Genomic DNA, 24,182 nt, shown 5'->3' with positions numbered 1-24,182 from the left:
GAGGTCGTGTCGGAGCCGGTCGCCGAGGAGCCCACCCCGGTCCCCGCCGCGCAGGCGCCCGCCGCCCCGGAGGCCGCAACCGACGACGAGCCGCAGGCCGAGGCCGAGCCGGCCCCGCAGCCGGAGGCCGAGGCCGAGGTCGTGTCGGAGCCGGTCGCCGAGGAGCCCACCCCGGTCCCCGCCGCGCAGGCGCCCGCCGCCCCGGAGGCCGCAACCGACGACGAGCCGCAGGACGAGGCCGAGCCGGCCCCGCAGCCGAAGGCCGAGGCCGAGGTCGTGTCGGAGCCGGTCGCCGAGGAGCCCACCCCGGTCCCCGCCGCGCAGGCGCCCGCCGCCCCGGAGGCCGCAGCCGACGACGAGCCGCAGGACGAGGCGGAGCCGGCCCCGCAGCCGGAGGCCGAGGCCGAGGTCGTGTCGGAGCCGGTCGGCGAGGAGGCCGCCTCAGCCGACGCCGTGCAGGCGCCCCCCACGGCAGCCGCAGGCGACGCGCACGACACCCCCGTACCGCCCACCCTCCGCACGGCCTACTCCGCGGCCGCCGCCACCCTCACCGCGCACGGCCTCACCACCGCCGCCCCCACCAAGATCTACCTCGTCCTCGACCGCTCGGCTTCCATGCGCCCGTACTACAAGGACGGCTCCGCCCAGGCCCTCGCGGAGCAGACCCTGGCGCTCGCCGCCCATCTGGACCCCGAGGCCACGGTCCACGTCACCTTCTTCTCCACCGAGCTCGACGGCACCGGCGAGCTGACCCTCGCCGACCACGAGAACAAGATCGACGAGCTGCACGCCGCCTTCGGCCGCATGGGCCGTACCAGCTACCACGTCGCCGTGGAGGACGTCCTCGCCCACCACGACAAGGCGGCCGCCCCCGGCACCCCGGCCCTGGTGATCTTCCAGACCGACGGCGCCCCCGACGCCAAGACCCCCGCCACCCAGGCCCTGACGGACGCCGCGAAGACCCACCCGCACCTCCACTTCGCCTTCGTCGCCTTCGGTGAGCACGACAACAAGGCCTTCGACTACCTGCGCAAACTGAAGACCGGCAACACGTCCTTCTTCCACGCGGGCCCGACCCCGAAGGAACTCACGGACTCCGAGTTCTACGAGGGCGTCCTCGCGGACTGGCGCCCGTAGCCCCCGCACCACCCGGCCGCCCGCCTCCCACCCCTCAAAACGGGAGGCGGGCGGCCCACCCATGTCGGCTACGATTTCAAGGTTCGCAAGGAAACGACCGACCTGGGAGCAGCCGCGATGGCTCGACACCTCATCACCAGCGCCCTTCCGTACATCAACGGGATCAAGCACCTGGGCAACATGGTGGGGTCCATGCTCCCGGCGGACGTGTACGCCCGCTACCTGCGCCAGCGCGGCCACGACGTCCTCTACATCTGCGCCACCGACGAGCACGGCACCCCCGCCGAGCTCGCCGCCAAGGAGCAGGGCCTCCCGGTCGACGAGTTCTGCGCCCAGGCGCACGACGCCCAGAAGGCGGTCTACGACGGCTTCGCGCTCGCGTTCGACTACTTCGGCCGCAGCTCCTCCCCGCAGAACGTCGAGATCACCCAGCACTTCGCGCGCAAGCTCAACGAGAACGGCTTCATCGAGGAGCGCGCGATCCGCCAGGTGTACAGCCCCACCGACGGCCGCTTCCTCCCGGACCGCTACGTGGAGGGCACCTGCCCCCACTGCGGCTACGACAAGGCCCGCGGCGACCAGTGCGAGAACTGCACCCGGGTCCTGGACCCGACCGACCTGATCAACCCCCGCTCGGCGATCTCCGGCTCCACGGACCTGGAGGTCCGCGAGACCAAGCACCTCTTCCTCCTCCAGTCCAAGCTCCAGCACGAGGTCGAGGAGTGGGTCTCCCGCCACGAGGACGACTGGCCCCAGCTGGCCTCCTCCATCGCCCGCAAGTGGCTGAACGAGGGTCTGCACGACCGCGCCATCACCCGTGACCTGGACTGGGGCGTCCCGGTCCCCGCCGACACCTGGCCGGAGCTCGCGGCCGAGGGCAAGGTCTTCTACGTCTGGTTCGACGCCCCGATCGAGTACATCGGCGCGACGAAGGAGTGGTCCGACAAGGACCCGGAGAACCGCGACTGGAAGTCCTGGTGGTACGAGGCGGACGACACCGTCCGCTACACCGAGTTCATGGCGAAGGACAACGTCCCCTTCCACACCGTGATGTTCCCGGCCACCGAGCTGGGCGTGCGCGAGCCGTGGAAGAAGGTCGACTTCGTGAAGGCCTTCAACTGGCTGACGTACTACGGCGGCAAGTTCTCCACGAGCCAGAAGCGCGGCGTCTTCACCGACCACGCGCTGGAGATCCTCCCCGCCGACTACTGGCGCTACTTCCTGATCGCCAACGCCCCCGAGTCCGACGACTCGTCGTTCACCTGGGAGCACTTCACGGCGACGGTGAACAAGGACCTCGCCGACACCCTCGGCAACTTCGTCAACCGTGTCCTGTCCTTCTCCAAGAAGCGCTTCGGCGAGGAGGTCCCGGCCGGCGGCGAGCCCGGTCCGGCGGAGGCGGCGCTGGGTGAGGAGATCGCCCGTCTGCTCACCGAGTACGAGCAGCAGATGGAGGCCCTCCAGTTCCGCAAGGCGGCGGCCGCGCTGCGCGCCCTGTGGTCGGCCGGCAACTCCTACCTGGAGGAGAAGGCCCCCTGGCTGGAGATCAAGACGGACAAGGACGGCGCCGCCCTCACGCTGCGCACCGCGATGAACCTCATCCACCTCTACTCGGTGGTCTCGGAGCCCTTCATCCCGGCGACCTCGGCGGCGATGCGCCAGGCGTTCTCGCTCACCGGTGACGACGCCGGCTGGGTCTCGGCGGACGAGGCGAAGTCGCTGACCTCCGTCCCGGCCGGCACCCCGTTCACGGTCCCGCCGGTCCTGTTCGCCAAGCTGACCGACGACGACCTGGCCGCGTACAAGGAGCGCTTCGGCGGGGAAACAGCCGCGTAACAGCCCTTCTCGGACCCCTCACTCCACCGGTATACCTGGCCAGGATCCCGTGATCGGCCAGGTCACGGGGCACACGAGTGGGGGGTCTCGTCATGGCTCTGTTCGGCAACGCGCACAGCATCGATCCGGGGACGGCCGCGCAGGACTACGCGCGCCTGCTGGGCCAGGGGGAGCAGGTGCACGCCGCGTACCTGCTGATCCGCGACACCATGCTGTTCACCGACCGCCGCCTCATCATGGTCGACAAGCAGGGCATCACCGGCAAGAAGGTGGAGTACCACTCCATCCCGTACCGCAGCATCACGCACTTCGCCGTCGAGACCGCGGGCACCTTCGACCTCGACGCCGAACTGAAGATCTGGCTCTCCGGCTCCCAGATGCCGATCCAGAAGACCTTCACCAAGGGCGTCGACATCTACGAGGTCCAGGCCATCCTCACCCAGTTCGTGGCCCGCTGAGCGGGCAGGTCTCAGCCCCGGAGTCAGCTCTTCGCCGCGTACGCCACGAAGTCCGTCCACGCCTCTGGCGCCAGCGCAAGGCGTGGACCGGCGTCGCGGTACTTGGAGTCGCGGACGTGGACGGCGGCGGGGGTGGGGGCGACCTCGACGCAGGAGTCGCCCTCGTTGCCGTCGCTGTAGCTGCTCTTGAACCAAGCCAGTTCGGAGGCGTCCTCGGCGAGGGCGTTGCGGATCATGTTTCTCCCAGCAGTTGCTCAATGAAGGTCAGCGACTCCCTCGGCGGGAGAGCTTGAGCCCGGATGGTGCCATATCGCAGCTCAAGGACATGCACCTGCCGCAAGTCGGAGACTGGTCGGCCGTTGAACGCGCCGTCGGATCGCGCCGTCGCCGTACCGTCCTCGAACTTCAGCACTTCGATCCGGCCGTCCAGGCCCGGGTGGTACTCGATGAGCGTCGGCATCACCTGAAGCGCAACATTGCGCAACCGACCCACCTCCAGCAGATGTTCGAGTTGCCGTCGCCAGACCATTGTGCCTCCGAGTGGCCGACGCAGCAGCGCCTCTTCCAGCACAAACCCGAGCGCAGGTGCCGGGTCCCGTTCGAAGATGGACTGCCGAGCCACACGAGCAGCCACCAGCCGCTCCACCTCCGCCTGCGAGTAAGGAGGCTGCCGCGACTCGAAGGCGGCACGAGCATGGTCCGGCGTCTGCAGCAGCCCATGGACGCTGTTGCAGACGTAGACCCCGATCTCGACTGCCTTCGCCTCCATGTCGGCCAAGTCCCGCACCTTCTTCGGGTACCGGACCTTCTTCACGTCCTCCCAAGACGCCGAGACAAGCCCCTCCGCCCTCAACACCGTGTCGGCCTTGTCCAGATACTCCTGTCGAGGAATCCGCTTCCCGCCCTCGATCTTGTAGACGAGGTCCTCCCCGTACCCGACCGCCCTGGCGAACTCGGGAACCCGCATCCCGGCCGCCTCCCTCCGCAGCCTCAACTGCCGGCCCACGGTCGCGATGACCGCCACACCCCAGTCGTCGTCCGGATCCACCTCCCAACCCGGCTCATCTGCTTCGCGACTGAGCCGTCCCGTCTCCACGCCCACCACCGACATCCCGCACCCCTCCGTCGTACGACCGTGCCGCAACGCCCCTACCCGCACGCACCCTCTGGACAGCCTGGACACGGCTGGACAAGCACTGGACAGTCGCTCTACGTACCGGCGTCATCACTCCTCACGGTAGGCGCATCCGGCCACGCTGAGTGACGTGAATCAAAAACTCGCCGAGCCCCCGGAGCGCCCCGCCCAGCCCGCCCGCGCCGTCCGCAACTTCAGCGTCCTGCTGTCCCCCACCCCACGCGGCGCCCGCCTCGCACGCCTGCTTGCCACCGAGCAACTCCGCACATGGGGGCTCCCATTGGACCCGGCGTCGCTCATCGTGGCCGAACTGGCGACCAACGCGGCGACCCATGGCCGCGTCCCCGGCCGAAGCTTCCGGCTCCTGCTCTACGTGGTCGGCGGCACCCTCCGTATCGAGGTCACCGACACGCGCGGTGACCAACTACCGCGCCCCCGGCCAACCACTCTCGACAGTGAGACCGGCCGCGGCATGACCCTGGTAGCCGCCCTCGCGAACCGCTGGGGAGTGACCCAAGGCCCGTCCCCACGCAAGACCGTCTGGGCCGAACTCGAACTCGTCGCCCCAGCGCACCCAGCACCGGAGCCTGACGCCCCATGCCCCGGTCCGGCCTGCGCTCCCTATGAACCACCCACCGGGGAGAAAGCACCCCGCCAAGCCCCACCCCTCCCTCCCGCCGGGCAAACTCACTCCCGCGAGTGAATATGCCCAACTCGGCTGGATTCGGGACCGGTTGCCTGCCTTAGGCTCACCGCAGCACGACACACACCACAGACATGCGACGGCCCTCGCCGGGACTGGCATCCCAGTGCGAGGGCCTGACCACCGAGGAAGATAGAGGCTTCCCGATGGACACCGAAAACACTAGCGCGCTCTCGCCCGCCCAGTCCTGTATCCCGGGCAAAAACCACCCCCACGCGCAGCCAGAATCCGGCGTCGCCCACGACAACGCCCGCCACACCGAGAGCTTCACGGTGATCGGCAACCACCTCGTCCAGCACCAAGAGCTCTCCCTGCTCGCCATCGGCCTGGCGTGCTACATCCAGTCGGTGCGGCAAGGCACCGCCGTCGACATCAAGACCCTCGCCGCCCGCTTCCCCGAGGGCCCCACCCGTATCGCCGCCGCCCTCCGCGAGCTCGAAGCCCACGGCTACCTCCGCCGCACCCGCGAACGCACTGCCACCGGCCGGATCGTCACCCGCACGGTCTCCTGCAACAAGCCAGGCCACCGGACCAGCCCCACCGAAACCTCCAGCGCGTCCGCCCGCCGCCCTGCTCCGGACAAGCCACCTCCCCGCACGAAGCGCCTCCCCGCCGTGCCGCAGCCCTCATACACCTCCCCCGCCCTCCTCCGGACGGCAGTCGACGTCCTCGCCGGCCTCCGCCGCCACGACCCCCGCCTCCTCCTCTCCGCCACCGACGCCGAACACCTCGCCCCCGGCGTCGCCGCCTGGCTGGAACGCGACCTCACCCCCACCGCCGTACGCCGCACCCTGACCGAGAACCTCCCGGCGGAACCCCTGATCCGCCCGGCCGCCTTCCTCGCCCACCGCCTGGCAGCCCAGCTCCCACCCCCACCCCCGTTCCGGCCGCCGACCCCACCCGCCCCGGAGCCCAGGCACCCCTTCCAGACCTGCGACGGCTGCGACCGCCCCTTCCGCGCCCCAGAACCCGGCCGCTGCCGCGACTGCCGCGTCCCCACTCCCGCCTGATGAGTGCGGCACTCGCCGTGGTCGCACCGGGCCGTTTGGGGGAGATGCAGGCGACGAAGGACGAGGCGTTCGCCAAGGCGGTCGAGTGGCAGTCGCTGAGCCCGGTGCAGAGCTGGTGCGCGAGTGACCTGGAAATGGGAATACGCCTTTGGCGCGGAAGAAGCCGCGCGCACCGCCCCTGCCGGCTTCCTCACTGAAGTCAGCAGGAAGGCAGACGAACTGGTGAGGGCAGCCGAAGCGCTCCATGTCCACGGCCGGGCGCACGCGAGCGCGTACCCGAGGGGCGGCGACAGGCCGGGGTGCGAAGGGCCTGGAACGGGACGCGCAGCACCTGGAACAAGGGCTGAATGAGAGTCCCGCGAACGAACGTGGCCCGGAACCGAGTCCGGTTCCGGGCCAACGTGGCGTGCGTGCCTACTTCGGCTGCGGCCTCCGCACCGTCAGGTGCAGCTCCTTCAGCCGGGCCTCCTCCAGCTCCGTGGGGGCGCCCATCATCAGGTCCTGGGCGTTGCCGTTGAGCGGGAACGAGATGGTCTCGCGGATGTTGGGCTCGTCCGCGAGGAGCATGACGATGCGGTCCACGCCGGGGGCGATGCCGCCGTGCGGCGGGGCGCCGAAGCGGAACGCGCGCAGCATGCCGGCGAACTTCTCCTCGACGGTCTCCCGGTCGTACCCGGCGATCTCGAAGGCCTTGAGCATGATCTCCGGCTCGTGGTTCCGGATCGCGCCGGAGGACAGCTCGACGCCGTTGCAGACGATGTCGTACTGCCAGCCCAGGATGTCCAGCGGGTCCTGGGTCTGCAGGGCCTCGAGGCCGCCCTGCGGCATGGAGAACGGGTTGTGCGAGAAGTCGATCGCGCCGGTCTCCTCGTCCTTCTCGTACATCGGGAAGTCGACGATCCAGCAGAAGCGGAAGACGCCCTCCTCGAAGTGGCCGGCCCGCTTGGCGGCCTCGACGCGCACCGCGCCCATGATCTTCGAGACCTCGTCGAACTCGCCCGCGCCGAAGAACACCGCGTGACCGGCGGACAGCGAGAGCCGCTTGGTCAGCTCGGCGACATCGTCCTCGGTGAGGAACTTCGCGATCGGCCCGGACAGCGTGCCGTCCTCGGCGACCCGCACCCACGCGAGGCCCTTGGCGCCCAGCGTGACGGCGTAGTCGCCGAGCTGGTCGAAGAACTTCCGGGGCTGCGCGGAGACGTCCGGCACGGGCAGCGCCCGCACGTGCTTGCCGGCGAAGGCCTTGAACTCGGAGCCCTCGAAGACGTCGGTGATGTCCACCAGCTCCAGCTGGGCGCGCAGGTCCGGCTTGTCGGAGCCGTACTTCAGCATCGCCTCGCGGAACGGGATCCGCGGGAACGGGGACGTGACATGGCGCCCGCCGCCGAACTCCTCGAACAGCTCGGTCATCAGCTTCTCGACCGGCTGGAAGACGTCCTCCTGCTCGACGAAGGACATCTCGACGTCGAGCTGGTAGAACTCGCCCGGCGAGCGGTCCGCCCGCGCGTCCTCGTCGCGGAAGCAGGGCGCGATCTGGAAGTAGCGGTCGAAGCCGGAGATCATCAGCAGCTGCTTGAACTGCTGCGGCGCCTGCGGGAGGGCGTAGAACTTGCCCGGGTTCAGGCGGGAGGGGACGACGAAGTCGCGGGCGCCCTCGGGGGAGGTCGCCGACAGGATCGGGGTGGCCATCTCGTTGAAGCCGAGGGCGACCATCTTCGAGCGGATCGCGGCGATCACCGAGGAGCGCAGCATGATGTTGCGGTGCATCCGCTCGCGGCGCAGGTCCAGGAAGCGGTACTCCAGGCGCCGCTCCTCGTTGACCCCGTCCTCGGCGTTGATCGTGAAGGGCAGCGGGGCGGCCGCGCCCAGCACCTCGACGTCGCCGACCTCGATCTCGATCTCGCCGGTGGGCAGCTCGGGGTTGATGTTCTCGGCGCCCCGCGAGACGACCTGGCCGTCGACCCGGACGACGGTCTCCTTGGAGAGCTTGTCCAGCGCCTCGTAGGCGGCGGTGTTCGGCCGGGCGACCAGCTGGGTGATGCCGTAGTGATCGCGCAGATCGATGAAGAGGATGCCGCCCAGGTCGCGCCGATTGTGCAGCCAGCCACTCAGCCGGACGTCGGTGCCGACGTCAGAGGCGCGGAGCTCGCCGCAGGTGTGGGACCTGTACCGATGCATCGTCGTTCATCCAGCCTTCGCAGATCGGGGGTGTTTCACGTGAAACACCCCCAGGGTACCGGCCGTCCGGGACGGCCTCTCCATGATTACGGGGGAGGGCTTCGGTGGCAGCGTCCGATCACCTCTCCCTAGAGTGGGGCAATGCGCACTGGTGAGCCCCTGCCCGCCGTGGGGCAGGTTCTCGCCGCCCTCGCGACCGGCCTGTGGCAATGGGACACGGCCACGAAACTGGTCACGGTGGACGCCGAGGCCGCTCGGCTGCTCGGTCTGCCCGCCGAGCGGACGACGCTCACCGAGGCCCAGACCAGGGCCCGGCTGCACCCCGTGGACTGGAACGAGATCATCAGCGTCGTCGGCCTCGCCGCCGCCGAGGGCACGCTCGCCGAGGTCCGGGTCCGGATCATGAACGAGCGGGGCCGGATCATCCGCACCGTCCGCAGCCGGTCCAAGCCGAGCTACGACCGCGAGCGCCGGGCCTTCCAGCTGATCGGCACGCTCCAGGAGGTCACCGACCCCTCTCCGGGCACCCCGGCCGGCCGCCGCGCGGTCACCGGCGACTGGCGGCGCTCCCGTGAGGCGTTCCTGCTGGACGCGGGCCGGGCGCTGGCCGAGGCGCGCTCCACGGCCGAGGTGCTGCGGGTGGCGGCCGGACTGTCGATGCCGGGCTTCTCCCCGGACGGCCTCGCCGTCTTCGGCGTGGAGGGCGACCGGCTGACGATCATCGGCCACCACGGGCACCAGCCCGGCGACGAGGACCCCTTCTCGCAGATGTCCCTGGTGACGGACTACCCGGCGGCGGAGGTCGCGCGGACCGGCCGGGCCGTCTATCTGTCCTCACCCGAGCAGTACAAGGCGCGTTATCCGCTCACCTGGCACCTCGCCGCGCAGTTCGGACGCCAGTCCTGGGCCTTCCTTCCGCTGACCGTCGCCGGGCGCACCATGGGCGCCTGGATGGCGGCCTTCGCCTATCCGGTCACGTTCACCCCGGACGAGCGGTCCGTGCTGACCACGGTCGCCCGGATGCTGGCGCAGGCGCTCGCCCGGGCCGGGACCGCCGAGTCCGAGCGCGAGCTGACCGACGGCCTTCAGCGCTCCATGCTGCCCACGCTGGGCCTGGAAATCCCCGGCATGAGCGTCGCCGCCCGGTACATACCCACCGGCGGCGGCCTCCAGGTCGGCGGCGACTGGTACGACATGATCCCGCTGCCGGGGGGCACCTCCCGGACACCGTCCGGGGGAGGTCGGTTCGCCCTCGTCATCGGTGACGTACAGGGGCACGACGTGCGGGCCGCGGGCCTGATGGGCCAGTTGCGGATAGCCCTGCGGGCCTACGCGGCCGAGGGCCACCGCCCGGATGCCGTGCTGTCCCGCGCCTCCCGCTTCCTGCACGGCATCGCCACCACCGAAGAGGACCCCGCCGACCTGCGTTTCGCGACCTGTCTCTACGTCGAGGTCGACCCCGAGACCGGGGTGCTGGAGATCGCCCGCGCCGGGCATCCGGAGCCGGCGATCCGGATGACGGACGGCACGGTCCTGAGGAGCCCGACGGCCGGCGGGCTGCCGCTCGGCATCGACCCGGACGCCGACTACCCCACCACCCAGCTGGTCCTCGAACCCGGCGAGACCATGCTGATCTGCACCGACGGCCTGATCGAGACCGGCGGGCACGACCTGGAGACCGGGTGGGCGCGCATCCGCGCCATCCTGGAGGAGCACAAGGGAGACCTGGAGGAACTGGCCGAGTCCCTGGTGCAGGCCGTGCACGGGCCGTCCTCCCACCACACCACCGGCCCCCTGGCCGACCGGCGCGAGGACGACATCGCCGTCCTGCTGCTGTGCCGGGACGGCGAGGACTGCGGCTGCGGCGACACGGTGGTCGCGCAGCCGCGTCGCCGGCGCACCATGCTGACGGTCGCCCAGGCGGAGCCCGAGCGGGTCGCGGTGGCCCGGCAGCAGCTGCGCGAGCTGCTGCACGACTGGAGCTCCTCCGACCAGGTCGACTCGGCGGTGCTGCTGCTGTCGGAGATGCTGACCAACGTCCTCGTCCACACCGACACCGACGCGCTGCTGGTCGTCGAGGTCGCCGGGGAGCCGGGCGAGCGGCGGATACGGGTGGAGGTCACCGACGCCGGTGACGACCTGCCGCACATGCGCCGGCCCGGCGAGCTCGCCTCGTCGGGCCGGGGCCTGATGCTGATCGAACTCCTCGCGCACTCGTGGGGGGTCGACCCACGGGGCCAGGGCAAGAGCATCTGGTTCGAGCTCCACGAGTCCGACGACACCGCGTCCCTCTGATTCCGTGCTTCCGGGCGGTCACTTATCCCCGGGGCCGCTACGGCTGCGGCCCCGCCGCCTTCGGCGGTGTCCCGTGCCGGTCCCGCAGCTCGTGGACGACACCGAAGGCGGCCGCGGCGAGCGGCACCGACAGCAGGATGCCGAGGATCCCGGCGACCGACGCACCGGCGGTGATCGCGATCATCACCACCGCCGGATGCATGTGCACCGTCCGGCTCTGCACCAGCGGCTGGAGCACATGGCCCTCCAGCACCTGCACGGCGAGCACCACTCCGAGCGCCCACAGCGCGATCACGAACCCCCGGTCGGCGAGCGCCACCAGTACGGCCACGGCGCCGGAGAGGAAGGCGCCGAGGTAGGGGATGTACGCGGCGACGAAGACCAGCGCGCCCAGCCCGACCGCGCCGGGCACGCCGAGGATCAGCAGGCCGATCGTGATGCACACGGCGTCGATGAAGGCGATGAAGGTGGTGCCCCGCATGAACCCCTCGACCGCGCGGAAGGCACGCCGGGCGATGGCCTCCACGGTGTCGGCGGCCCCGCTGGGCGAGAGGGCGCGCAGTCCGCCCGCGGCCCGGTGGGAGTCGCGCAGGAAGAAGAAGACGAGCAGCAGCGACAGCACGGCCAGGGCGATGGTCTCGCCGACCACGCTGATGCCGCTGATCACCCCGGAGGCGGCCGTCCCGCCGAACTTGCCCAGCAGCTCGCGGGAGTTGGCGGCGAGGTCGTCCAGCGAGGTGCCGGCCGCCCCGAAGTACCGGGCGATGTCCTGGGCCGCCTGCCGCAGCGAGGCGATGATCTGGTCGCCGGAGTCGATGAGCGCGGCGACCACGATGTACACCGCTCCGCCCACCACCGCCACCACGGCGACGCAGGTGAGCGCGGCGGCGGCGGACCGGTTGACGCCGACGCCCACGAGCCGCCGGTACAGCGGCCCCAGCAGGGCGGTGCCGAGCAGCGCGAGGAGCACCGGCACGACGGCGGTGCGCAGCGCGCCGCAGAGCAGGATCCCGACCCAGCCGACGCCGGCGGCCAGCAGCACGACGGCGCACCAGGCGGCGAACCGCCGTACGGGAACGGGAAGCAGATGCACGCCTCCCACCCGATCACGCGGCGGCCGGGCTGTCCTGTGCGGACGGCCCGGCCGGGTGACGACGCGTCAGGACATCAGTCCCGCGGGCCGCTCTCCGTCATCCCGTGCACCGCCGGGACGGTGCCCAGGCGGCCCTTCTGGAAGTCCTCGAAGGCCTGCATCAGCTCGTCCTTGGTGTTCATCACGAACGGGCCGTAGTGGGCCATGGGCTCCCGGATCGGCTGCCCGCCGAGCAGGACGACCTCCAGGTCGGGCGTGTTCGAGTCCTGCTTCTCGTCCGCGCGGACGGTCAGCGAACCGCCGGCGCCGAAGACCGCGGTCTGGCCCAGGTGGATCGGACGGCGCTCGGCACCGACCGAGCCCCGTCCGGCCAGCACGTAGGCCAGTCCGTTGAAGTCCTCGCGCCACGGCAGCGTCACCTCGGCACCCGGCGCCACCGTCGCGTGGATCATGGAGATCGGGGTGTGCGTGATACCGGGTCCCGCGTGTCCGTCCAGCTCACCGGCGATGACCCGCAGCAGCGCGCCGCCGTCGGGGGTGGTGAGCAGCTGCACGTTGCCGCCGCGGATGTCCTGGTAGCGCGGGGCCATCATCTTGTCCTTGGCCGGCAGGTTCACCCACAGCTGGAGGCCGTGGAAGAGACCGCCGGACATCACCAAGTGCTCCGGCGGGGCCTCGATGTGCAGCAGGCCGGAACCGGCGGTCATCCACTGGGTGTCGCCGTTGGTGATGGTGCCGCCGCCGCCGTTGGAGTCATGGTGGTCGAAGATCCCGTCGATGATGTAGGTGACGGTCTCGAAGCCGCGGTGCGGGTGCCAGGGAGTGCCCTTCGGCTCTCCGGGCGCGTAGTCCACCTCGCCCATCTGGTCCATCATGATGAACGGGTCGAGGTGGCGGTAGTTGATCCCCGCGAACGCCCGGCGCACCGGGAAGCCCTCGCCCTCGAAGCCGCTGGGCGCGGTCGTGACGGTGATCACGGGACGCGCGACGGCATCCGCGGGCGCGGTCACACGGGGCAGCGTCAGCGGGTTCTCGACGGTCACTGCGGGCATGTCGGTACCTCCTTGGGCGACGTGCGGTTCACTTTAGTTGAGCGTTGAACTTTCTGCCACCCCACAACGACGACGGCCCGGGGGACATTCCCTCCGGGCCGTCGTCGTCGCGCGGGTGCGCCGGATCCTCGGTTCACTTCCCTCAGTTGCTGAAGTACAAGTACTTCCACGACCCGTACGTCGTGGAGTTCACCGAGTCGCCGGACGAGCCGTTGACGTAGACCGAGCGCATCCGGGCCCGGATCCCGGCCTCACCGGGGGCCTCCAGGGTCACGGCCGACTTGCCGGCCAGACCGAGCGGGAAGTACATCGAATCCGCGGAGTACCAGGTGCCCTGGTAGTAGACCTGGAGGTCGAACCGCTGCTGACGGCCCGGGTAGTAGGTCATCGTCGTGGTGAGCAGCGGGTCGGTGTTCTTGTGGAACCAGTAGTACGACGTCGAGCCGATCTTGGCCGTCTTGTAGTGCTTGGAGACGGCGGTGGAGATCTTGACCCGGGCCAGCGCCGTGGACTTCACGGTCTTCGGGTTGTAGCGCGCGTCGCCCCGGAAGACCGCGGTGACGTTGGTGTCACGGGTCATGTCGACCCAGGCGGCGATGTTGCCCTGGGAGTCGACCTTGCCGACCTTGATCCGCTTGTTCGGCTTGTCGCCGCCGAACGGGTCGGCCCAGATCTCCACCGAGCGGTTCTTGTACGTCGTGCCGAGGTGCGCCACGAAGCGGACGTCGGAGCCGTAGTCGTAGAGCTTGCCGTTGTTGTTCAGGCTCAGCGAGGTCGAGGCACGCGAGACCACGACGCTGTCCGACGCGCCGGCCGCCGTGTGGGCGGCGTCACCGGCGTAGGACACCTTGTACGTGACCTTGGCACCGGCCGGCGGGATGTCCGAGAAGGAGTACGCGCCGTTCGACTGCACGGTGACCGACGGCAGCGCCTTGCCGTTCGGGCTCTCCATGTCGGTGCGGGTGACCGACAGCTTCGCCCCGGCGGGCAGCGCGACGCTCGCCGTGATCTTCCCGGTGACCGTGAGCTTCTTGGCCCGGGGCGCGGTGGCGGGCGCGGTGACGGTGAGGGTCGGCACACTGAGCGTCGGGCCCGAGAACGCCTTGAGCGTGAAGGTGCCGTTGCCGTTCCCGCTCAGGGCGAAGACCCGCGAGGAGTCGGGCGCCCAGGCCACGTCACCGATCATGGAGGTGCCGGTGTCGAAGCGGCGTACCGGCTTGCTCTCGCCCGTCTTGTAGACGTTCACATGGCGGTCGTAGGTCTGGGCGATCAGGCCGCTCGGCGAGACGGCGGCCGCCCAGCCGGCCTCGTTCAGGCTCGGGCCGTCGGTGAAGGTGCCCTCGGCGTAGGAGAGGGTGCGCTCGCCGTTCCACAGCACCCGGGAGGTGCCGGGCACGAGGTCGACGTCGGAGAAGTAGCGCCCGCGGTCGCTCTTGGCGACCACCTGCGGAGCGGCGGCGAAGACGTCGAGGACGTTCGTCGCGCCGGGGCTGTCACCGCTGTCGCTGAAGGAGAGCAGCCCGGGTGCGGACGGGTTCGCGTCGAGGATCCCCGCGTTGTAGTACGGGGCCACCCCCTCCGGGAGCTGCCCCAGGGTCACCGCGGCGGCCGGGTCGGCGGCCACCGGGTCGACCGAGCCCAGATCGCCGTGGAAGCCGTCCACGGCCTGCGTGCGGTACGAGAACCAGAGCCGCCCGCCGGCGAACGCGACCTCCTGCGGGTCGACCTCGGCGCCGAGGTCGTAGGTGTGCCTGGTCTCCAGGGTGGCCGGGTCAAGGGCCACGATCGCGTGGCCGCCGGGCCGGGCGGCGTACAGCGTGGTGCCGTCGTCGGACAGCGCCAGGTCGCCGACGTCACCGAGACCGCCGGTCTGGTCGACCAGGGTGCCGTCGTAGTCCGTGGCCAGGATCCGGCCGTCGGCCCGGTCCGCGACGAACACCCGCTTGAGCGTGCCGTCGGCGACAAGACCGACGGGACTGACGAGAACGGCCGAGGCGGCCGAAGCCGTACCGGCCGCGGCGACGCTCAGCGCCGCCGAGCTGAACAGGACCGCGAGCGCCGTCGCGGCCGAAGTGCTGCGCATACGCACAGTGCCGAACCCCCACAAGGAATCCCGGCCGAACCGGGAGGTGAAAAGCGCCGCGCGACACCCGGGGGATCGCGGGATGACGCGATCACGCACGGGGCGCGGCTGCCGGGGGCAGCATAGGGCATGAGAACGACAATCGAACGTCTGTTTATTCGACGTCCGGCCCGCCCTCGGACGACTCAGCCGTACATCCGCCGCATGGCGAAGTCGACCATCTCCTCGACGGCCTTCGCGTCGAACACCATCCGGTGCTCCCCCTCCATGTCGAGGACGAAGCCGTAGCCGGTCGGCAGCAGGTCGATCACCTCGGAGCCGGTGATCACGAAGTACTTGGACTCCTTGCCCGCGTACCGCCGCAGCTCCTTGAGCGAGGTGAACATCGGGATCACGGGCTGCTGGGTGTTGTGCAGGGCGAGGAAGCCGGGGTTGTCACCGCGCGGGCAGTAGACCTTGGACGTCGCGAAGACCTGCTGGAAGTCCTCCGCGGCCAGCTGCCCGGTGGTGAAGGCGCGCACCGCGTCCGCGAGCGAGGGCGGCGACGGCTCGGGATACAGCGGCGGCTGCTGCCCGTAGCCCCCGGCACCGGGCATCTGCTGCTGCGACTGGGCGTACTGCTGGCCCACACCCGCGCTCTGGTCGTAGCCGTACATGCACGCAAGAGTACTGACCGACCACGAGGGCTGAGTCACAGATACCCGGATCGGGGTTGCTTCTTATTACCGACGGGTAGCATCATCGTAGCTACCAGTTGGTACATGAACTTGGGCGCGAGGATCCAGTGCCTCGCCGATCTCTCTCAACGGAGCCAGTCGCCATGGGGCACTACAAGTCGAATCTCCGCGACATCGAGTTCAACCTCTTCGAAGTACTGGGGCGCGACAAGGTGTACGGCACCGGCCCGTTCGAGGAGATGGACGTCGAGACCGCCAAGAGCGTCCTGGAGGAGCTCACCCGCCTCTCGGAGAACGAGCTGGCCGAGTCCTTCACCGAAGCCGACCGCAACCCGCCCGTCTTCGACCCCGAGACCAGCACCGCGCCCGTCCCGGCGTCCTTCAAGAAGAGCTACCAGGCCTTCATGGACTCCGAGTACTGGCGGCTCGGCCTGCCCGAGGAGATCGGCGGCACCACCTCGCCCCGCTCCCTGATCTGGGCCTACGCCGAGCTGATCCTGGGCGCCAACCCCGCCGTCTGGATGTACTCCTCCGGCCCCGCCTTCGCCGGCATCCTCTTCGAGGAGGGCAACGAGGTCCAGAAGCACATCGCCTCGGTCGCCGTCGAGAAGCAGTGGGGCTCCACCATGGTCCTCACCGAGCCCGACGCCGGCTCCGACGTGGGCGCCGGCCGCACCAAGGCGGTCCAGCAGGAGGACGGCTCCTGGCACATCGAGGGCGTGAAGCGCTTCATCACCTCCGGCGAGCACGACATGTCGGAGAACATCCTCCACTACGTCCTCGCCCGCCCCGAGGGCGCCGGACCCGGCACCAAGGGCCTGTCCCTCTTCCTCGTCCCGAAGTACCTCTTCGACTTCGAGACCGGCGAGCTGGGCGCGCGCAACGGCGTCTACGCCACCAACGTCGAGCACAAGATGGGCCTGAAGGCCTCCAACACGTGCGAGATGACCTTCGGCGACAAGCACCCCGCCAAGGGCTGGCTGATCGGCGACAAGCACGACGGCATCCGCCAGATGTTCCGGATCATCGAGTTCGCGCGCATGATGGTCGGCACGAAGGCGATCTCCACGCTGTCCACCGGCTACCTCAACGCGCTGGAGTACGCCAAGGAACGCGTCCAGGGACCCGACCTGGCGAACTTCATGGACAAGACCGCGCCGAAGGTCACCGTCACCCACCACCCCGACGTGCGCCGCTCGCTGATGACGCAGAAGGCGTACGCGGAGGGCATGCGCGCCCTCGTCATGTACACCGCCTCCGTCCAGGACGCCATCCAGGTCAAGGAGGCGACCGGCGAGGACGCCGCCACCGAGCACGCCCTGAACGACCTGCTCCTGCCGATCGTCAAGGGCTACGGCTCCGAGAAGGCCTACGAGCAGCTCGCCCAGTCGCTGCAGACCTTCGGCGGCTCCGGCTTCCTGCAGGAGTACCCGATCGAGCAGTACATCCGGGACGCCAAGATCGACACCCTCTACGAGGGCACCACCGCGATCCAGGGCCAGGACTACTTCTTCCGGAAGATCGTCCGCAACCAGGGCGCGGCGCTGAACTCCCTCGCCGAGGACATCAAGAAGTTCCTGGCCCTCGGCACCGGCGGCGAGAACCTCGCGGGCGCCCGCGAGCACCTCGCCAAGGCCGCCGTCGAGCTGGAGGCGATCGTCGGCCTCATGCTGACCGACCTCGCCGCCACCGAGCAGGACGTCAAGAACATCTACAAGGTGGGTCTCAACACCACCCGCCTGCTGATGGCCTCCGGAGACGTGATCGTCGGCTACCTGCTGCTGAAGGGCGCCGCGATCGCCGCCGAGAAGCTGGAGGCGTCCTCCGCCAAGGCCTTGTCCTCCAAGGACGTGGCGTTCTACACCGGCAAGATCGCGGCGGCGAAGTTCTTCGCGGCCAACGTGCTGCCCGGCGTGACGCTGGCCCGCAAGGTCGCCCAGGACGTCGACCTGGACCTGATGGAGCTCGACGAAGCGGCCTTCTGACCGCTTCCCGCCGTCGGCGCCGCGATTTCCACACCGTCCTTACCAGGGCCCGCTCCCAGCAAGGGGGAGCGGGCCCTGGTACGTCGTTAAGGTGAACCCATGAGCGCACCCTCCCGCTTCGACCGCGGCCACACCGACGACCTCATGTCCTTCCTGGCGGCGAGTCCCTCGCCGTACCACGCCGTGGCGAACGCCGCCGAGCGGCTGGAGAAGGCGGGCTTCCGTCAGGTCGCGGAGACGGACGCCTGGGACGGGACGAGCGGCGGCAGGTTCGTGCTGCGCGGCGGCGCGATCGTGGCCTGGTACGTGCCGGAGGGCGCCGCACCGCACACGCCCTTCCGGATCATCGGCGCGCACACCGACTCCCCCAACCTGCGCGTCAAACCGCAGCCCGACAGCGGTGCGCACGGCTGGCGCCAGGTGGCCGTGGAGATCTACGGCGGCCCGCTGCTGAACTCCTGGCTGGACCGCGACCTCGGCCTCGCCGGCCGGCTGACGCTGCGCGACGGCACGACCCGCCTGGTGAACATCGACCGGCCGCTGCTGAGGGTGCCGCAGCTGGCGATCCACCTGGACCGCTCGGTGTCCTCGGAGGGCCTCAAGCTCGACAAGCAGCGCCACCTCCAGCCCGTCTGGGGCCTCGGCAGCGACGCGCGCGACGGCGACCTGATCGCCTTCCTGGAGGCGGAGTCGGGGATCGCCGCGGGCGAGACCACCGGCTGGGACCTGATGGTGCACTCCGTCGAGCCGCCGGCGTACCTCGGCCGTGACCAGGAACTGATGGCCGCCCCACGCCTCGACAACCTGCTCTCCGTGCACGCCGGCGTGGCCGCGCTGACCGCCGCCGCCACCAGCGGCGCTGAACTGACCTCCATCCCCGTGCTCGCCGCCTTCGACCACGAGGAGAACGGCTCCCAGTCGGACACCGGCGCCGACGGCCCGCTGCTCGGCGGCGTCCTGGAGCGCTCCGTCTTCGCCCGCGGCGGCACGTACGAGGACCGCGCACGCGCCTTCGCGGCGACCGTCTGCCTCTCCTCCGACACCGGCCACGCGGTGCACCCCAACTACGCCGAACGCCACGACCCGACGCACCACCCCCGGGTCAACGGCGGGCCCATCCTCAAGGTCAACGTCAACAACCGCTACGCCACCGACGGTTCGGGCCGCGCGGTCTGGGTCGCGGCCTGCGAGAAGGCCGGCGTGCCCTTCCAGTCCTTCGTCTCCAACAACTCCATGCCCTGCGGCACCACCATCGGCCCCATCACCGCGGCCCGGCACGGCATCCGCACCGTCGACATCGGCGTGGCGATCCTGTCGATGCACAGCGCCCGCGAACTGTGCGGCGTGGAGGACCCCTTCCTGCTGACGCGCGCGCTGGCCGCCTTCCTGGAGGGCTGAGACACCCGCCGCGGCGCGGGAGTTGACGGGGCGGTGAGGACTGCATTCCGGGGGCGCGGGTACCCGACGTCCACCGGAAGCTCCGGAATCACCGGACCGGAACAGGGAGGCAACACTCATGGGCCTCGGCGGGTGCATCATCCTCATCGCCGTGGGAGCCATCCTCACGTTCGCCACCGACTGGGACATGCAGGGTGTCAACCTCGATCTGGTCGGCGTCATCCTGATGATCGTCGGGTTGATCGGGGTCACGACGTTCAGCAGCATCGCGCGGCGCCGCCGTGTCGTGGTGCCGCCCTCGCGACCGGTCGTGGAAGAGGAACGGCACCCCCGGCGCGACGGCTACAGCGACGGGTACGGCGTCTGACGCACGGCGCCTGACGCACGGCGTCTGACGCGGGTTCCGGGGCGGCGGCGCCTCGCGCGGTCAGGCGTCCAGACCGGCCAGGACCAGCGGCAGGCGGTCCGTCCCCCGCTCGGTGAGACGGACCGGGACACCCCAGTCCTGCTGGTGGACATGGCAGGCCGGGTACTCGTTCGCGGGGTCGTCGTCGCAGGACGCGGCCATCGCGGAGACATGCAGCACGCCTTCCGCCACGGCGGGATCCAGCTCCACGGTGCGCGACAGGTCGGTCCCCGCGCCCTCGCCGTGTACCAGCAGCTCCGCAGGCGTGGCGGAGATCAGCAGACGGGTCGAGGGACCGTAGCGGGTGTCGAGCTTCTGGCCCGCGGGCGCCTCGAAGATCACGTGCAACCGGAGCCGCCCGGGGGCCACTTCGGTCGCCGCGCGCTGCGTACGGTGGGCGACCGCCTCCACCCGGACCGCCTCCTCCGGCAACCGCAGCCGGGTCAGGCGGTGCCGCGCCGACTCCACGACGACGATGTCGTCACCGGCCAGCACCGCGTCGCTCGGCTCCCGCAGGTCCGTGGCCAGGGTGGTGACCTCGCCGGTCGCGGGGTCGAAGCGGCGCAGGGCGTGGTTGTAGGTGTCGCTGACGGCCACCGAGCCGTCGGGCAGGGCCGTCACGCCCAGCGGATGCTGGAGCAGGGCCTGACCGGCCGGACCGTCGCGGTGACCGAAGTCGAACAGCCCCGTGCCGACGGCGGTGTGCACCGCGCCGTCGAGATCCACCCAGCGCAGGGCGCTGGTCTCCGAGTCCGCGAGCCACAGCCGCTCCGGCGTGGCCGCGAGGCCGGAGGGCTGGGCGAACCAGGCCTCGGCGCCGGGCCCGTCGACCAGCCCTTCGTTGGTGGTGCCCGCCGCGACGGCGACACCGCCGCCCACCGGGTCGTAGGCCCACAGCTGGTGCACTCCCGCCATGGCGATCCACACCCGGCCGCCGAAGAGCGCCACGTCCCACGGCGAGGACAGGTTCACGTCGCGCGCCGGACCCGACGTGGCGTCGCCCTGCATCCACTGCCTGCCGGTCCCGGCCAGGGTGACGACCTCGCCGGAGACGGGATCCAGGCGCCGCAGGGCGTGATTGACCGTGTCGGCGACCACGACCGAGCCGTCGTCGAGAAGGGCGAGGCCCTGCGGCTCGTTGAAGGACGCCGTCGCGGCCGGACCGTCGGCGAACCCGCGCGCGCCGGACCCGATCCGCCGCACCACGCTCTCCCCGTCCTGCGCCAGCTCCACCAGCTGATGCCGGGTCGTGTCGCTGACCAGGAACGTCCCGCCGGGCAGCAGCAGCGCCTTGCCCGGGAACCGCAGCACCGTCGGCTCCGGCTCCGGCGCCACGTACGGCCCGTCACCCCGCCGCAGGGTGCCCTTCGCGGCGTGCTCCGCCTCCAACTCCGTCACCAGCCGCTCGATCGCGTGCACATGCCCCTCACCGGCGTGCTGGGCGACGACGTACCCCTCGGGGTCGATCACCACGAGCGTCGGCCAGGCCCGCACCGCGTACTGCTTCCAGGTGCCCAGCTCGGGGTCGTCGAGCACCGGGTGCTCCACCCCGTACCGCTCCACGGCGTCCACGACCGCCGCGTGATCGGCCTCGTGCACGAACTTCGGCGAGTGCACCCCGATGACCACGAGCGTGTCCCGATGCCTGGCCTCCAGCTCCCGCAGCTCGTCGACGACGTGCAGGCAGTTGATGCAGCAGAAGGTCCAGAAGTCCAGAACCACAATGCGTCCGCGCAGGTCGGCCAGGCTGTACTGCTTCCCGCCCGTGTTCAGCCAGCCACCCTTGCCGATCAGCTCGGGGGCACGGACACGGGCACGGCGGCGGCTCGGGGCCGAAGCGGAGTCGTTCATGAATCAAGAGTGCCACTCGCCACTGACAGTCACATGACCGGCCGTCTCGCGACCCTCGGTCACCCCAGCGCGTGGCCCGTCGTCGCGTCCACGTGTGCCGGGACGTCGTCGTGGCGGTCGCCGACGGTGAGGGTGCCGGTCGGTTCGAACAGGAGGATCGCGGTGGGGACGGGGGCGTACGGCTTGTGCCCGGTGCCGCGCGGGACGGTGAAGAGGGAGCCCCGGGGCAGGACGACGGTGCGCTCGCCGGTGGATTCCCGCAGGGCGATGTGCAGTTCGCCCTCGACGACGAGGAAGAACTCGTCGGTGTGGTCGTGCACGTGCCACACGTGCTCGCCCTCGACCTTCGCGACGCGTACGTCGTAGTCGTTGACGGCGGTGACGATGCGAGGGCTCCAGCGGTCGGTGAAGGATGCGAGGGCCTCGTCCAGGGCGATGGGTTCCATGCGGTCATCGTCGGCCGTGGTGCCCGCGCCGGACGAGTGCTAGGAATTGCATATGCCGCAAGGATCCTCTCAGTCGACGGGACCGCATCGCGTCGTCCTGATCGTCGACGACAACTCCAACCCCTTCGAGATGAGCTGCGCGATCGAGGTCTTCGGGCTGCGCCGCCCCGAGCTGGGCCGGCAGCTGTACGACTTCCGGCTGTGCGCGGCCGCACCCCGCACCCGGATGCGGGACGGCTTCTTCACGCTGACGGGAGTGGCCGCACTGGAGGCCGCCGAGGAGGCGGACACGCTGATCGTGCCGAACCGGCCGGACACCGACGCCCCGCGCGCTGCGGCGGTGCTCGACGCGGTACGCCGGGCACACGCGCGGGGTGCCCGGCTGGTCGGGTTCTGCTCGGGCGCGTTCACCCTCGCCGAGGCGGGGCTGCTGGACGGACGCCGGGCGGCCTGCCACTGGATGTGGGCGGAGTCGTTCCGGGCGCGGTTCCCGCGGGTGCGTCTGGAGCCGGACGTGCTGTTCGTGGACGACGGCGACATCCTGACCGCGTCCGGCAGCGCCTCGGCGCTGGACCTGGGCCTGCACGTCGTACGGCGGGACCACGGTGCCGAGGTCGCCAACGCGGTGTCCCGGCGCCTGGTGTTCGCCGCGCACCGGGACGGGGGCCAGAAGCAGTTCGTGGAGCGGCCCGTGCCCGACGTGCCCGACGAGTCCCTGGGGCCGCTGCTGGCGTGGGCCCAGGAGCGGCTGGGCGAGCCGCTGACCGTGGCCGGTCTCGCCGCGCGCGCGGCGGTGTCCCCGGCGACCCTGCACCGGCGTTTTCGCGCGCAGCTCGGCACGACCCCGCTGGCGTGGCTGACCGGCGAGCGGGTGGCCCTGGCGTGCCGGCTGATCGAGCGGGGCGAGGAGCGGCTGGACGTGGTGGCCGCGCGCAGTGGACTGGGCACGGCGGCGAACCTGCGGGCCCGGCTGCGGCGCGAGACCGGCCTCAGCCCGTCGGCCTACCGGCGGCGTTTCGGACCGGCCGCGGGGGAACCGGTCATGGCATGAGATTCCTCGTGCGCGAACGGCTCCTCGGCTTCGGCGACGACTACTGGATCGAGGACGACAGGGGCAACAAGGCCTATCTGGTCGACGGCAAGGCGATGCGGCTGCGTGACACCTTCGAGCTGAAGGACACCCAGGGGCAGGTGCTCGCCGACATCCGGCAGAAGATGTTCGCCCTGCGGGACACCATGGTGATCGAGCGGGGCGGCGAGCCGCTGGCCCGCATCAGGCGCAAGCGGCTGTCCCTGCTGCGCAACCACTACCGGGTGAGCCTGGTCGACGGCACCGAGCTCGACGTCAGCGGCAAGATCCTCGACCGTGAGTTCGCCGTCGAGTACGACGGTGAGCTGCTCGCCGTGGTCTCCCGGCGTTTCCTGCACGTCCGGGAGACCTACGGCGTGGACGTCGTCCGGGACGACGCGGACCCTGCGCTGCTGATCGCGGTGACGGTGTGCGTGATCCATCTGGCGGACAAGGAGCGGGAGGACGACTAGGCCTCGCGCGTCCGGCGTCGAGGGCGTTCCAGCCCGAGGACCCGGTCCTTCAGGGCGGGGAACTGCTCCCGGGTCGTCGCCACCCTGCCGGGGTCGAACTCCACGGTGAGGACCTCCTGGCCGGGGCCGGCCTGCGCCAGCACCTCGCCCCAGGGGTCGACCACGATCGAGTGACCGGCCTGCGGAACTCCCGCGTGCGTCCCGGCCGTTCCACACGCGAGGACGAACGCCTGGTTCTCCACCGCCCGTGCCTGAGCCAGCAGCGTCCAGTGGGAGCGCCGGCGCTCCGGCCACCCCGCCGGGACGACCAGGGTCTCGGCCCCGGCGTCGACGAGCCCGCGGAACAGCTCGGGGAACCGGAGGTCGTAGCAGGTGGCCAGACCCAGTGTGGTCGCGCCCGGCAGACGGACCGTCACCAGGTCGTCGCCCGCGCCCATCAGCACGGCCTCGCCCTTGTCGAAGCCGAACCGATGGATCTTGCGGTAGGCCGCGACCAGATCGCCGGAGGGGGACAGGACGAGCGAGGTGTTGTAGAGCGGCCCGTCGGGGTCGCGCTCCGGGATGGAACCCGCGTGCAGCCACACGCCCGTGTCGCTCGCCGCCTTGGCCATGGCCTCGTACGTCGGCCCTTCGAGCGGCTCGGCCTCCTGGCCGAAGTCCTCGTAGGCGAAGGCCCCGGTCGTCCACAGTTCGGGCAGCACCACGAGATCGGCGCCGGCCTGCTCTCTTACCAGAGAGACCGCCCGCTGTCGACGTTCCGCGACCGATTCGCCCTCGTCTACGGCGATCTGGATCAGAGAGGCGCGCACACTACCACCGTCCTGGCATTCGAGCCGTCCACACGGGCCTACGATCGTCACACGAAAGCACTGCCGTGGTGCCTCACAGCAGCGTAAC

21 protein-coding genes are annotated in these 24,182 nt (G+C 70.6%); 11 read left to right on the top strand and 10 right to left on the bottom strand.

Features of this window, described 5'->3' with window-relative positions:
* From ACIP2X_RS21255 to ACIP2X_RS21245, 3 genes are all read left to right on the top strand, one after another.
* The coding region (locus ACIP2X_RS21255) for a VWA domain-containing protein (protein ID WP_401675300.1) at positions 1-1,137 on the top strand (1,137 nt) is incomplete at its 5' end.
* Positions 1,138-1,254: 117 nt separating this feature from the next.
* Positions 1,255-2,973 (top strand): methionine--tRNA ligase, encoded by a 1,719-nt coding sequence (gene metG, locus ACIP2X_RS21250; protein WP_401675298.1) that lies wholly within the window; start codon positions 1,255-1,257, stop codon positions 2,971-2,973.
* Between the two features lie 92 nt (positions 2,974-3,065).
* Positions 3,066-3,431: a PH domain-containing protein gene (locus tag ACIP2X_RS21245; protein ID WP_393103390.1), complete on the top strand. Its 366-nt coding sequence runs from the start codon at positions 3,066-3,068 to the stop codon at positions 3,429-3,431.
* A 23-nt stretch (positions 3,432-3,454) separates the two neighbouring features.
* Here ACIP2X_RS21245 and ACIP2X_RS21240 read toward each other — a convergent pair whose 3' ends face one another.
* Both ACIP2X_RS21240 and ACIP2X_RS21235 read right to left on the bottom strand, forming a co-directional pair.
* Positions 3,455-3,667 (bottom strand): DUF397 domain-containing protein, encoded by a 213-nt coding sequence (locus tag ACIP2X_RS21240; RefSeq protein ID WP_401675296.1) that lies wholly within the window; start codon positions 3,665-3,667, stop codon positions 3,455-3,457.
* Positions 3,664-4,542 carry a helix-turn-helix domain-containing protein gene (locus ACIP2X_RS21235; RefSeq protein ID WP_401675293.1) on the bottom strand — a complete coding sequence of 293 codons (879 nt, stop codon included), beginning with the start codon at positions 4,540-4,542 and terminating at the stop codon, positions 3,664-3,666. Before ACIP2X_RS21235 ends, ACIP2X_RS21240 begins: the two co-directional genes overlap by 4 nt.
* A gap of 154 nt (positions 4,543-4,696) precedes the next feature.
* Here ACIP2X_RS21235 and ACIP2X_RS21230 point away from each other — a divergent pair, with 154 nt between their 5' ends.
* Both ACIP2X_RS21230 and ACIP2X_RS21225 read left to right on the top strand, forming a co-directional pair.
* The gene (locus ACIP2X_RS21230) at positions 4,697-5,269 is read left to right on the top strand and encodes an ATP-binding protein (RefSeq protein WP_401675290.1); all 573 of its coding nucleotides are present in this window, start codon (positions 4,697-4,699) and stop codon (positions 5,267-5,269) included.
* A 146-nt stretch (positions 5,270-5,415) separates the two neighbouring features.
* Entirely contained in the window at positions 5,416-6,279 is an 864-nt protein-coding gene (locus tag ACIP2X_RS21225) for a helix-turn-helix domain-containing protein (RefSeq protein WP_401675288.1), read from the top strand.
* A 414-nt stretch (positions 6,280-6,693) separates the two neighbouring features.
* Here ACIP2X_RS21225 and aspS read toward each other — a convergent pair whose 3' ends face one another.
* The gene (gene aspS / locus ACIP2X_RS21220) at positions 6,694-8,457 is read right to left on the bottom strand and encodes an aspartate--tRNA ligase (RefSeq protein ID WP_401675286.1); all 1,764 of its coding nucleotides are present in this window, start codon (positions 8,455-8,457) and stop codon (positions 6,694-6,696) included.
* A 141-nt stretch (positions 8,458-8,598) separates the two neighbouring features.
* On the opposite strand from aspS, the gene ACIP2X_RS21215 reads away from it, so the two are divergent.
* The gene (locus tag ACIP2X_RS21215; RefSeq protein WP_401675284.1) at positions 8,599-10,752 is read left to right on the top strand and encodes a SpoIIE family protein phosphatase; all 2,154 of its coding nucleotides are present in this window, start codon (positions 8,599-8,601) and stop codon (positions 10,750-10,752) included.
* Between the two features lie 37 nt (positions 10,753-10,789).
* Here ACIP2X_RS21215 and ACIP2X_RS21210 read toward each other — a convergent pair whose 3' ends face one another.
* The 4 genes from ACIP2X_RS21210 to ACIP2X_RS21195 form a co-directional block, all read right to left on the bottom strand.
* Positions 10,790-11,845, bottom strand: a complete 1,056-nt coding sequence (locus ACIP2X_RS21210) for an AI-2E family transporter (RefSeq protein ID WP_401675281.1) — start codon at positions 11,843-11,845, stop codon at positions 10,790-10,792.
* 74 nt (positions 11,846-11,919) lie between these two features.
* Positions 11,920-12,897 carry a pirin family protein gene (locus tag ACIP2X_RS21205; protein ID WP_401675278.1) on the bottom strand — a complete coding sequence of 326 codons (978 nt, stop codon included), beginning with the start codon at positions 12,895-12,897 and terminating at the stop codon, positions 11,920-11,922.
* A 142-nt stretch (positions 12,898-13,039) separates the two neighbouring features.
* Positions 13,040-14,980 carry an Ig-like domain repeat protein gene (locus ACIP2X_RS21200; RefSeq protein ID WP_401675275.1) on the bottom strand — a complete coding sequence of 647 codons (1,941 nt, stop codon included), beginning with the start codon at positions 14,978-14,980 and terminating at the stop codon, positions 13,040-13,042.
* Positions 14,981-15,165: 185 nt separating this feature from the next.
* Positions 15,166-15,636 carry an SseB family protein gene (locus tag ACIP2X_RS21195; RefSeq protein ID WP_401675273.1) on the bottom strand — a complete coding sequence of 157 codons (471 nt, stop codon included), beginning with the start codon at positions 15,634-15,636 and terminating at the stop codon, positions 15,166-15,168.
* A gap of 164 nt (positions 15,637-15,800) precedes the next feature.
* Here ACIP2X_RS21195 and ACIP2X_RS21190 point away from each other — a divergent pair, with 164 nt between their 5' ends.
* The 3 genes from ACIP2X_RS21190 to ACIP2X_RS21180 all read left to right on the top strand — a co-directional run bounded on the left by ACIP2X_RS21190 (position 15,801) and on the right by ACIP2X_RS21180 (position 19,407).
* Complete coding sequence (locus ACIP2X_RS21190) at positions 15,801-17,642, top strand: acyl-CoA dehydrogenase (RefSeq protein ID WP_401675270.1); 1,842 nt, start codon at positions 15,801-15,803, stop codon at positions 17,640-17,642.
* Positions 17,643-17,741: 99 nt separating this feature from the next.
* The gene (locus tag ACIP2X_RS21185) at positions 17,742-19,040 is read left to right on the top strand and encodes a M18 family aminopeptidase (protein ID WP_401675268.1); all 1,299 of its coding nucleotides are present in this window, start codon (positions 17,742-17,744) and stop codon (positions 19,038-19,040) included.
* A 118-nt stretch (positions 19,041-19,158) separates the two neighbouring features.
* Positions 19,159-19,407 (top strand): DUF6458 family protein, encoded by a 249-nt coding sequence (locus ACIP2X_RS21180; RefSeq protein WP_401675265.1) that lies wholly within the window; start codon positions 19,159-19,161, stop codon positions 19,405-19,407.
* Positions 19,408-19,467: 60 nt separating this feature from the next.
* Here ACIP2X_RS21180 and ACIP2X_RS21175 read toward each other — a convergent pair whose 3' ends face one another.
* Both ACIP2X_RS21175 and ACIP2X_RS21170 read right to left on the bottom strand, forming a co-directional pair.
* A complete protein-coding gene (locus ACIP2X_RS21175; RefSeq protein ID WP_401675263.1) occupies positions 19,468-21,297 on the bottom strand; it encodes a thioredoxin-like domain-containing protein in 1,830 nt (609 codons plus the stop codon).
* 59 nt (positions 21,298-21,356) lie between these two features.
* The gene (locus ACIP2X_RS21170) at positions 21,357-21,743 is read right to left on the bottom strand and encodes a cupin domain-containing protein (RefSeq protein ID WP_401675260.1); all 387 of its coding nucleotides are present in this window, start codon (positions 21,741-21,743) and stop codon (positions 21,357-21,359) included.
* 52 nt (positions 21,744-21,795) lie between these two features.
* Here ACIP2X_RS21170 and ACIP2X_RS21165 point away from each other — a divergent pair, with 52 nt between their 5' ends.
* Positions 21,796-22,794 carry a GlxA family transcriptional regulator gene (locus ACIP2X_RS21165; RefSeq protein ID WP_401675258.1) on the top strand — a complete coding sequence of 333 codons (999 nt, stop codon included), beginning with the start codon at positions 21,796-21,798 and terminating at the stop codon, positions 22,792-22,794.
* The gene (locus ACIP2X_RS21160; protein WP_401675255.1) at positions 22,791-23,285 is read left to right on the top strand and encodes an LURP-one-related/scramblase family protein; all 495 of its coding nucleotides are present in this window, start codon (positions 22,791-22,793) and stop codon (positions 23,283-23,285) included. Before ACIP2X_RS21165 ends, ACIP2X_RS21160 begins: the two co-directional genes overlap by 4 nt.
* Here ACIP2X_RS21160 and ACIP2X_RS21155 read toward each other — a convergent pair.
* On the bottom strand, positions 23,282-24,094 hold the full coding sequence (locus ACIP2X_RS21155) for a carbon-nitrogen family hydrolase (RefSeq protein WP_401675253.1): 813 nt from the start codon (positions 24,092-24,094) through the stop codon (positions 23,282-23,284). The two genes, ACIP2X_RS21160 and ACIP2X_RS21155, sit on opposite strands and share 4 nt — an antisense overlap.
* Positions 24,095-24,182 lie beyond the last annotated feature (88 nt).

The sequence above is a fragment of the Streptomyces sp. NPDC089424 genome (genome assembly GCF_044749345.1).
Lineage (GTDB): Bacteria > Actinomycetota > Actinomycetes > Streptomycetales > Streptomycetaceae > Streptomyces.
This window is presented reverse-complemented; position numbering and strand designations above follow the sequence as displayed.